General features: G+C 62.4%; 11 protein-coding genes. 3 read left to right on the forward strand and 8 right to left on the reverse strand.

Annotated elements, in window-relative coordinates; genetic code table 11:
- Nucleotides 1-940, forward strand: a 940-nt coding sequence (gene hemC / locus VIW95_RS06355) for a hydroxymethylbilane synthase (RefSeq protein ID WP_331584596.1), incomplete at its 5' end; no start/stop codon positions are given.
- Nucleotides 937-2,502, forward strand: a complete 1,566-nt coding sequence (gene cobA, locus VIW95_RS06360; protein WP_331584597.1) for a uroporphyrinogen-III C-methyltransferase — start codon at nucleotides 937-939, stop codon at nucleotides 2,500-2,502. The genes hemC and cobA, both read left to right, overlap by 4 nt.
- A 152-nt stretch (nucleotides 2,503-2,654) precedes the next feature.
- Here the strand turns inward: cobA and hemB are convergent, their stop codons facing one another.
- The 8 genes from hemB to VIW95_RS06400 form a co-directional block, all read right to left on the reverse strand.
- Complete coding sequence (gene hemB, locus VIW95_RS06365) at nucleotides 2,655-3,629, reverse strand: porphobilinogen synthase (RefSeq protein ID WP_331584598.1); 975 nt, start codon at nucleotides 3,627-3,629, stop codon at nucleotides 2,655-2,657.
- A 93-nt stretch (nucleotides 3,630-3,722) separates the two neighbouring features.
- The gene (locus VIW95_RS06370; protein WP_331584599.1) at nucleotides 3,723-4,490 is read right to left on the reverse strand and encodes a hypothetical protein; all 768 of its coding nucleotides are present in this window, start codon (nucleotides 4,488-4,490) and stop codon (nucleotides 3,723-3,725) included.
- Between the two features lie 9 nt (nucleotides 4,491-4,499).
- Nucleotides 4,500-5,813 (reverse strand): choice-of-anchor tandem repeat GloVer-containing protein, encoded by a 1,314-nt coding sequence (locus VIW95_RS06375; protein WP_331584600.1) that lies wholly within the window; start codon nucleotides 5,811-5,813, stop codon nucleotides 4,500-4,502.
- Between the two features lie 93 nt (nucleotides 5,814-5,906).
- Nucleotides 5,907-6,320, reverse strand: a complete 414-nt coding sequence (locus tag VIW95_RS06380; RefSeq protein ID WP_331584601.1) for a PaaI family thioesterase — start codon at nucleotides 6,318-6,320, stop codon at nucleotides 5,907-5,909.
- Nucleotides 6,321-6,812, reverse strand: a complete 492-nt coding sequence (locus VIW95_RS06385; RefSeq protein ID WP_331584602.1) for a TIGR00725 family protein — start codon at nucleotides 6,810-6,812, stop codon at nucleotides 6,321-6,323.
- A 14-nt stretch (nucleotides 6,813-6,826) separates the two neighbouring features.
- The gene (locus VIW95_RS06390; RefSeq protein ID WP_331584603.1) at nucleotides 6,827-7,585 is read right to left on the reverse strand and encodes an HAD family hydrolase; all 759 of its coding nucleotides are present in this window, start codon (nucleotides 7,583-7,585) and stop codon (nucleotides 6,827-6,829) included.
- On the reverse strand, nucleotides 7,578-8,048 hold the full coding sequence (locus VIW95_RS06395) for a DUF4149 domain-containing protein (RefSeq protein ID WP_331584604.1): 471 nt from the start codon (nucleotides 8,046-8,048) through the stop codon (nucleotides 7,578-7,580). The genes VIW95_RS06390 and VIW95_RS06395 overlap by 8 nt, the downstream gene beginning before the upstream one ends.
- 40 nt (nucleotides 8,049-8,088) lie before the next feature.
- Nucleotides 8,089-8,538 carry a DUF2203 domain-containing protein gene (locus VIW95_RS06400; RefSeq protein WP_331584605.1) on the reverse strand — a complete coding sequence of 150 codons (450 nt, stop codon included), beginning with the start codon at nucleotides 8,536-8,538 and terminating at the stop codon, nucleotides 8,089-8,091.
- A gap of 133 nt (nucleotides 8,539-8,671) precedes the next feature.
- On the opposite strand from VIW95_RS06400, the gene VIW95_RS06405 reads away from it, so the two are divergent.
- On the forward strand, nucleotides 8,672-9,280 hold a 609-nt coding region (locus VIW95_RS06405; protein ID WP_331584606.1), incomplete at its 3' end, for an LON peptidase substrate-binding domain-containing protein.

Genomic DNA, 9,280 nt, shown 5'->3' on the forward strand with positions numbered 1-9,280 from the left:
CGGTTCGCGGCCCAGCAAGCTGGCGTTGGCGCAGGCGGCAATCGTTCGCGACCGTCTGACTGCGCAAATTCCGGGAGTCGAAATAGAAATAATCGAGATCCGCACCAGCGGCGACAAGATTATGTCAGCCTCGCTCGCGGACGTCGGCGGGAAGGGCCTCTTCATAAAGGAACTCGAGCAGGCGCTGGATGATCGCACGATCGATGCGGCGGTCCATTCGATGAAAGATCTTCCGGCCGTGCTGCCGCCGCAATTTCGCGTGGCGGCGGTGCTCGAACGCGAGAATACGTCGGACATCCTGGTGACGCGTGACGGTTCGACGCTGTCCGCCCAGCCAGCAGGCACTCGGCTCGGCACCTCGTCGTCGCGCCGGCGTTTTCAGGCGCTGCGGGTGAATCGCGGACTTGAGATCCTGCCGTTGCGCGGCAATGTCGATACGCGATTGGCGCGGGTCGCCGACGGCAGCTTCAACGCGATCATAATCGCGATGGCGGGCTTGAAGCGCTTGGGCCGAATCAAAGATGTAAAATTCGTCGAGCTTGATGCGCGCGATTTCATTCCGGCCGGAGGGCAGGGGGCGCTCGCGATCGAAACGCTCGCCAAACGCAAGGGAGACGAACTCGATCGCGAGCTCTCGGCGATCAACGATCCACGCACACTTTATGAAACCGCCGCTGAGCGTGCCTTCCTTGCCGCGCTTGGCGCGTCGTGCACGACTCCCGTCGGTGTGCGGGCGTTTATGCCGACCGATGCCATCCGGGCCGATACACTAGTAATCCGGGCAATGCTGTTTAGTCCGGACGGCTCGCGAGAATTGTCGGACGCGATAATCGAGGCGCGTGACCCCAGCTTGGCGCCGTCAGCGGCCGAGAATTCCGGTAAGCGGTTCGCGGAAGTGATGCGCGCGCGCGGCGCCGACGCTCTGCTGCGTCCGCAATGAGCCCGCGCGCCGGCCAAAAAAGCGGGCGCGTGTTTCTCGTCGGCGCGGGTCCGGGCGCGCCGGACCTGATAACGATTCGCGGGGCTGACGTTCTGAGCCGCGCTGACGTTGTTATCTACGACAACCTGGTGAGTCCGGAACTGATTCGGCTCGCGCCGGCGAGAGCAGAGCTGATTTATGCGGGGAAACGCGGCGGCTCTCAGAAAATTATCGAACAGTCCGAGCTCAACGCGATGCTGATCGCCCACGCGCGCAAGGGGCGCGTCGTCGTGCGGCTCAAAGGCGGCGATCCGTTTATCTTCGGGCGCGGCGGAGAGGAGGCTGAGGCGCTGGCGCGCGCGCGGGTCGAGTTCGAAGTGGTGCCTGGTGTCACGTCGGCGATTGCGGGGCCGGCGTTCGGCGGTGTGCCGCTGACACATCGCGAGCACGGCTCGTTCGTCGCGTTCGTCACTGGCCATGAGGATGAAAGCAAGGGTGCGAGCGCGGTGCCGTGGGACGACCTGGTCGCGGCGACTCGGCATGGCGGCACGCTGGTGATCCTGATGGCGACGGCGCGGATGCGCGCGACGCTCGAACGAATCCTCGCTGCCGGACTGCCGGCGGAAACTCCGGCCGTTGCTGTCCAGTGGGCGACGACCGCAGCGCAGAAGACGGTGAGCGCGACGCTGGCGAGCCTCGCGGACGCGTCGGCGCGCGAAGGAATCGGCGCGCCAGCGGTTATCGTGGTCGGAGAACTCGCCGCCATGCGCGAGAGTCTTAAATGGGTCGAACGTACGCCGCTGTTCGGCCGCACGATTGTAGTCACTCGCGCGCGCGCGGCGGCGTCGGAGTTTGCGACGGCGCTTCGGCGACTCGGTGCGGAGGTGGTTGAATTCCCGACGATCGAAACCGCGCCGCCGCGGAGCTACGCGGCGCTCGACCGCGCGATCAAACGTCTTCACTCCTTCGACTGGATAATTTTCACGAGTGCGACCGGCGTCGAGAGTTTTATCGAGCGGATGAAGTCCCGCGGCCGCGACATTCGCGCGCTCGGAGATGCGTCGATCGCGGCGATCGGACCGGCGACCGCGTCGCGGCTGGCCGACTACGCGCTGCAAGTCGCCGCGGTCCCCGACGAATATCGCGCGGAGGAAATTATTGCCGCGATCGGAATCAGGCAGATTCGAGGCAAGCGCTTCCTGATTCCGCGCGCTGAAGTTGCACGCGAGGCGCTGCCGGAAATTTTGCGCGAGAGAGGTGCGAAGGAGGTCATCGTCGCTCCGGCTTATCGGACGATCAAACCTAAAGGCGCGCAGATAGCTCGAGTCCGCGAGTTGATGTCGGCGGGGTCGATTGATCTCGTGACGTTTACCAGTTCGAGTACGGTCACCAATTTTTGTGAGATGATCGGCACCTCGGGTAAGGGAATCAGGGCGGCGGCGATCGGACCAATCACGGCTGCAACTGCGCAGCAGCGAGAGTTTGAAGTGATCGTGCAGCCGCGCGAGTACACGATCGAGGCCCTGACAGAAGCGATTCGCGAGTATTTCCGATTCCCTCGCCCCTCGAGGGGAGAGGGTTAGGGCGAGGGACATTTGTGCGGCGCGATTGGCTGTTGCGCCGCACATTCTGATCGCAGAATCTCAGAAAATTCGGTCCCTCACCCGCCGTGCTTAGAAGCGCGTCGGCGGGGACTCCCCCAACGTGGGGCGAGGCAATTCGTGAGGGCGCGCGCTTAGCTGCGGAGTTTGCGCGCTACTTCCTTTGCGAAATACGTCAGGATCAAATCCGCGCCGGCGCGCTTGATCGATGTCAGCACTTCCATCGTGGCGCGTTCTTCGTCGATCCATCCGTTGAGGCCGGCTGCGCGGATCATCGAGTACTCGCCGGAGACGTTGTACGCAGCTACCGGAGCGTTGAATTCCTGTTTCACCCGGTAAATCAGATCGAGATACGGCAGCGCTGGTTTTACCATCACGATGTCCGCGCCCTCGTCCAGATCGAGTGCTACTTCGCGCATCGCTTCGTCGCCGTTCGGCGGGTCCATCTGGTACGAGCGGCGATCGCCGAACTTCGGCGCCGACTCCGCCGCCTCGCGAAACGGGCCGTAGAATGCGGACGCGAACTTTGCCGAGTACGCCATGATCGCGACGTGACTGAAGCTATTGCTGTCGAGCGCGGTGCGGATTGCGCCGACCCGCCCATCCATCATGTCCGACGGCGCGACAATGTCGGCGCCCGCCCTGGCGTGCGACAGTGCCGAGCGCGTCAGCAGCTCGAGCGTCGCGTCGTTGTCGACGTCGTCGCTCGCGAGCGCGCCGCAATGGCCGTGGTCGGTGTATTCGCACATGCAAACGTCGGTGATCACCACCATCCCGGGCACGCGTTCCTTGATCTCGCGGATGGCGCGCTGCACTTCACCGTCGTCGTTCCATGCCTCACTGCCCAGCGCGTCCTTGCGTTCGGGAATTCCAAACAGGATGACGGCTGGGACGCCCGCGGCCCACGTCTCGCGCGCCTCCGCGACGATGTGGTCCACGGACATTTGCGCGACGCCGGGCATCGACTTGATTGCGTTCTTCACGCCGCGTCCTCCGCATACGAACATCGGGAGGATCAGGTCGTCGGGCGAGAGGCGCGTCTCGCGGATCATGCGGCGGATTGTTTCGGTGCGTCGCAGCCGGCGCGGGCGATTGATTGGGAAGGCCATCGTCGTGCTCGGGTGGATTATATAGGACGCGGAAACCTAACCCCTAACCCTTTCCCATAGTGGGAAGGGGGAGCAGATTGTCGAAAAAAGCGGTCAGGTTTGGCGGGTTGGTTTGATGTGAGTTTCGTAGTACGGGCGCATCGAGCGGAGCGCGCGCATCTGGTGATAGGCGAGCTCGTCGTCCGGATAGCGATGCTCGGGGCCAAGGACGCAGGCGGCGCGCGCGTGGCATCGCGGGGTGCAATCGAGCTCCAGTTCAACGCGATGGGTAAGACATTTCGGAATGTCCCAACCCGATTCGACGCTCACTGCGCTCGCGGGGCAGGCGGGGATACAGGTGCGCGCGGTGCATTCAGGACATGGGTCGAAGCCGAGCGCATCGCCCGGCGAATCGAGTTCTTCGTCGAGCAGGAGCGCGGCGCGAAACGCGATCCACGGTCCATATTTGGGATGCACCGTGACGCCGAGGATGCTTGGGCCGGCGATGCCCGCGACTTTACCGAGTTCGATAAAGCTTAGCGTGCGGCCGCTGCTCATGAAGGGGTACACAGTCGTGCATCGCGCGCCCGACGCGCGCAGCGGTGCGGCAATGTCGCGCTCGACTACTTCGCGGGTGAAATCATCGAGCGGATTTTCACGATTCCACCATCCGGGATTGCGCGCTGCGTGAGCCTTGAGTGCTTCCCAAAGCGCGCCGCCGCCGTTGCCGACTACGACGATCGAGCGCGCCAGCGGATCTATCGCAGAGGCGCGCGAAATCTCCGTGACCTTGTCGTCGTAGCGCCCGACCGGAGTCGCCGCAACGAGGTTCAGTCCATGCGGCTCAGCAGCGCGACGGATTTTATCCAGCGTCGATGACACGCACGTCGCTCAGGGAGGTGGCACGAGCGAGAAGATCGCGCCGTTGCCGCATTGCCCGCCCACTTCGGTCATCCCGTAGAGCGTGTTGTCCACCAGGATGACGTCGTCGATCGGCTTGGAGGCGTCGGGCGTACCCTGGAATTCCCAAATTCGATCGTAGTTGGTGCCGTCGGTATCGATTCGAAAAACGGTGCCGGTGCCCTTGCTGCCGCCCAATCGGGTCGTGCCGTAGAGCGTGGTGCCGTTCAGCAGCAGGGAGCCGAACGGATTTATGCCGTCGTTGGTGCCGGGTTTGCCGAAGCTCTGCAGGATTTTGAAATGCGAGCCATCAGTATGCATCGTGAACAGTGTGCCGTTGCCGTATTTGCCGCCGAAAGTCGTCAAACCGAACAGCGACGAGCTGCTCTGCACGAGCGTGCCATGGTCGGGGGTCGCGCCGTTATTGTTTTCGATACACATCGGAGCGCCGCTGCCGGAGCAACCGAATTGATGGAGCACTTTGTATTTGTTCTTCGCCATGTTGAAAGAAAACACGACCCCGACATTCGCGGCTCCGCCGACCGGCGTCATGCCATAAAACGTTTGGCCGTTGGGATCGAGAATGAGCTGACCGTGCGGATCGAAGCCGGCCCCGCCGTTGAAGGAGTGGAGCCGCGTGTAAGTGCTGCTCGAAGTATCGAAGGAGAACAAGTTGCCGTCGCCCGGCACGCCGCCGTTATGCCCACCCTGCGACGCCATGCCATAGAGCACGCTGCCGACCGCGAGGAAGCTACTGAACGGCTGATCGCCCCCGTTGTTAGCGGTGCTCGCGTCGAAGGAGAACAATAGCGGCGTCGAGTAGCTGGTGCCGTCATCGTTGATGCTGAATATAGAGCCGTTGTCATGCTGACCGCCGAGGAGCGTCGTGCCGTAGAGGACGGTGCCGACCAGCGTCATCGCATTGTACTGAGGATCGCTGCCGTCGGACTTCGCGCCGGTGAAGGAGTGATCGATCGCATAGCCGGAACCGTTGGGCATGATCTGGAAAATCGTGCCGAAGCCGTTGCCCTCCGACGTGGTGGTCGAGGTGAGGCCAAAGAGCAGTCCGGTGGCGGCGACGAAGGTCAGCGAGCCGCTGGGGTTCGCGCCGTCGCTGACTTTGCATTTGCCGGCGGTGGGTCCGGCGCCGAAGGAGTACAGCACGGTCTCGGTACCGGTCGGCATCGCGTCGGGGACGTCGTTGTGGGCGCGGGCTGCAGGAGCCAACGTCAGCGACAACGCGGCGATGAGCGTGGCAACAACGGCGAAGAAACACTTACGTTCGAATCGAATCCGGGAAAACATTTTACACACCCCTTTCTTACAGACCACTTAATTGTAGTGAAATCCGCCGCCGGTTTCAGCATGGGCTATCTTTCCCCTCTCACTGAGCTCTTCCTACGCGATTTTGTAAGTTACCAGCGCGTCGGCAATCAGAGCGTCGGACGAGTCACTGATCTCCACGCCGATACTCGCGATGCGCTTGCCGGTGCGCTTCACACGCGCGCGGGCGACCAGGTCGGAATTCACGGCGAAGCCGGTGTAGTTCACCGTGATTGAGATGGTCGCGCTGCGCGTCGTCGCGGCCAGGCTCCATACCGCCGCGCATGCGGCAACGTCGGCGAGCGCCGCAATCGCGCCGCCGTGAATGGGCGCAGTGGGACCGCCTTCGTTGAGAATGCGCAAATCGAACGGCATCCGCACCGTCGCGAAGCCTCCCGCGGCGGATTCGATCTTCAGGCCGAGCATCGTCGAAAACGGTGCCCGCTCGAGCAGTTCGATGAAACGCTTTCGATCCTGACCGGCGGACATTTAATTTCTCCGTCGCGAATTTGACCTCGCCAGCTTCAGCGCCAGCGCGACCGCTTGAGCGGGAGTGTCCGCGCGGCTCATCCCGTCAATTTCGGGCCACGAATCGAGCGCGACGATTGGCTTGCCGAATTTTTTCGCGAAGCCAATCTCGGCCAGCGTGCCGCCTTCGCCGGCCAGCGCGACTATCGCATCAGCGCTCGCGACAATCACGGCGTTGCGGGCCTCGCCGATGCCGGTGGCGATCGCGAATTCAATATGCCGGTTCGCCGCATGCCGATCGTAACCCGGCAGTATCCCAATCGTATGCCCGCCTTCCTCGCGCGCGCCGGCCGCGGCAAATTCCATCACGCCGCTGCGCCCGCCATTCAAAAGGACCGCGTCGCGCCGGGCGATCTCGCGGCCGAGCTCGAACGCAAGCTCGCAAACATCGCGCGGCGCGTCACCCGCGCCAATGACCGCTACAACTTGCCGCCTTTTTAGTGAAGCCGTCACCCGCGGGATTGCTCCTACAGGCCGAGCGCGGCGGGGAGTTCCGCGAGGTCCGGGATAATGATGTCGGGCGGGGGAATTCCGGCCGGCAACTCGTGGCCGTCCCGGCGAATCCACGCCGAATGCATCCCGACGCCTTTACTGCCGAGCACGTCGTCCAGCGGAGTGTCGCCGACGAACAGGATGTCGGCGGGCGCGAGGCGCATCGCGTCGAGAATTTTTTTGAAAATGAGCGGATTGGGTTTTCGGTAGCCGGTGTCGGCCGAAATAATTACAGCGGTAAAGAGCTCGCGGATACCCGTATCGCGCATGATCAGGTGGCCGGTTTCGGAGTCGTCGAAGTTGGAGATGAGGCCGAGCCGATGACGCATGGCGATTTTCTTCATCGCGTCGATTCGCGCAGGCGGCGCCTTGGTGACCTCGCGCACGCGTGCCATGTGGATTCGGCGCAGATTTTCAGCCAACGGCGCCGCGACGCGTTCATCAACGTCGAGAATTTTGAGCGTGCGCGCGAAGCGTTCGAGGCAGGTGATCTCGACTGCGTCGCGCTTTGAGCGCTCGGTGAATATCTCGCTGTAAACCGACGCGTGCGCCTCCGAGAATTTCTCGCGGTCGAAGCGGTTGCCCAGCGCGGCTTCCAGCGTCGAGTAGAGCAGCGGCGTCGTGCTGCGGATTTCGCGCCCCCGGAACTGCATCAGCGGCAAGCCGTCGGGATTCCACGTGACCAGCGTGTCGAACAGATCGATCACGACCGCCTTGTAACGACGCTCAGCCACGCGGGGTCAGCGCTCCCGCCGTGCCGGCTATTGCGGCGAGGTTCAACAACAGCACGGCGCCGTTGAGAATCACCGAATTGCGATGCATCTGGTCGAACTCCGTTTTTTTGACAGGGTCGGGATTTGGATCTTCATTCACTGTGCGGAGCGCGTCGGCACGCGGCAGGATGACGGTGCCCGCGTAGAAGGTCATTCCCAGCGCAATCGCGAGCGCGACCGTCGTGCCGCCCCACCATATCCGCGGCCCGCGCACCGCGGTGAAGTAGATCGCGAGCACGAGGCTGATTGTTCCCACGATGTAGCCGAGCATGTAGTAGCGCGGAAAGATTGCGGAGATTAGTTGACCGGCCTCGGGCCGCGGCAGAACCGTGAACACCGCCGGCGCGGTGAAGAACGAGAAGAACACAATTCCCCCGAGCCAGCATCCGAGTGCGGCGAGGTAAATCGTCAATGCAATGATCATGGTTTTCAGTCTTTTCAGTAGTAAGCAATCGGCGTGGCGATCAGTTGAGGTATCGGTTGGGTGCGCCGGGCAGCGGCTGGCGCTCGGAGAATCCAGTGTCCACGCTGTGCCACGCGACGACCCGCGACTCGCCGAACTGCCAGCACAGGAAAACGACGTCGTCGCCTGCGTCGTACGGGAAATCGATCAGGCCGAGGTCGATGTCCTTGAGGATGCAACCGAAGGATTCGATTTGCGCGGCGGCATCGGCCATGTTGGTCGCAAACGACCGCAGCTCGGGATAGCGCCCCACGATCTCGCTCATCGCGGAGTGTAGAATCGACGGATCGTCAACCGACAATTCGTCGATTCGCGCCCGCAACGACGTCGCCTGCATCTGGAGCTGGCGCATCAAAATTTCCAGCCGCGGAATCAGCTCGTTGGCTTCTTCCTCGCTGAACAGCTTATCAAATCCAATATTGGGCAACGTTTCCTCGTCGGTAGCGCGCACCGGCCTCCATGCTTAACTTCTTATCCAAGAGGTAACCTTGTCTGGCCCACTACCGTATATTACGGTGAAATTTGGGTTGCGGGGAATAGCGGCGGCGCGGCGGGGTCCCCTCCTTAAGAGGTTCGACTAATCTATGGCAGATAAACCCAAAGGGGAAAAACGCTTCGAGATTGAAGAGGACCTGAGCAAGGCCGAGATTCCCGATATCCTGCCGGTGCTGCCGTTGCGCGGCATCGTGATTTTCCCCAGTCAGATACTTCCGTTCCTGGTGTCGCGGCCGTCGTCGCTCAAGCTGATTGAGGAGTGCGGGCAGACCAACAAGGTCATCGCGCTCGCGGCGCAAAAAAATCCCGAAGACGAACAGCCCACCCCCGAGGGATTGTTCCCAAGCGGCACCGCCGTGCGCATCCTCAAGATGCTGCGTTATCCCGATCAAAGCGTGCGGGTGCTGGTGCAGGGCCTGGCGCGAATCGAGTTGGGCGAATTCACCCAGCGCGAGCCGTTCTTCCTCGCCCACGTCAACCGGCTGGTCGAGCCGGTTTCGTCCGACAAGGAAATCGACGCGCTGCACGCTCACCTGGTCAGCCAGTTTTCCAAATTTGTTTCTCTCGTGCCGTACCTGCCCGACGAACTGCAGGTGATGGCGATGAAGGTGAAGGAGGCCAGCCGGCTCGCCGACATGGTCGCCTCTTACCTGAAGATACCGATCGAAGAGGCGCAGGATTTGCTCGCGACGTTCGAC

The organism is Binatus sp. (SeqCode) (genome assembly GCF_036522015.1).
Lineage (GTDB): Bacteria > Desulfobacterota > Binatia > Binatales > Binataceae > Binatus.

Excerpts from the sequence above, each read along its gene's own strand:
- cobA (WP_331584597.1), top strand. The coding sequence starts at position 937 with ATGAGCCCGCGCGCCGGCCAAAAAAGCGGGCGCGTGTTTCTCGTCGGC.
- hemB (WP_331584598.1), bottom strand. The coding sequence starts at position 3,629 with ATGGCCTTCCCAATCAATCGCCCGCGCCGGCTGCGACGCACCGAAACA.
- VIW95_RS06375 (WP_331584600.1), bottom strand. The coding sequence starts at position 5,813 with ATGTTTTCCCGGATTCGATTCGAACGTAAGTGTTTCTTCGCCGTTGTT.
- VIW95_RS06380 (WP_331584601.1), bottom strand. The coding sequence starts at position 6,320 with ATGTCCGCCGGTCAGGATCGAAAGCGTTTCATCGAACTGCTCGAGCGG.
- VIW95_RS06395 (WP_331584604.1), bottom strand. The coding sequence starts at position 8,048 with ATGATCATTGCATTGACGATTTACCTCGCCGCACTCGGATGCTGGCTC.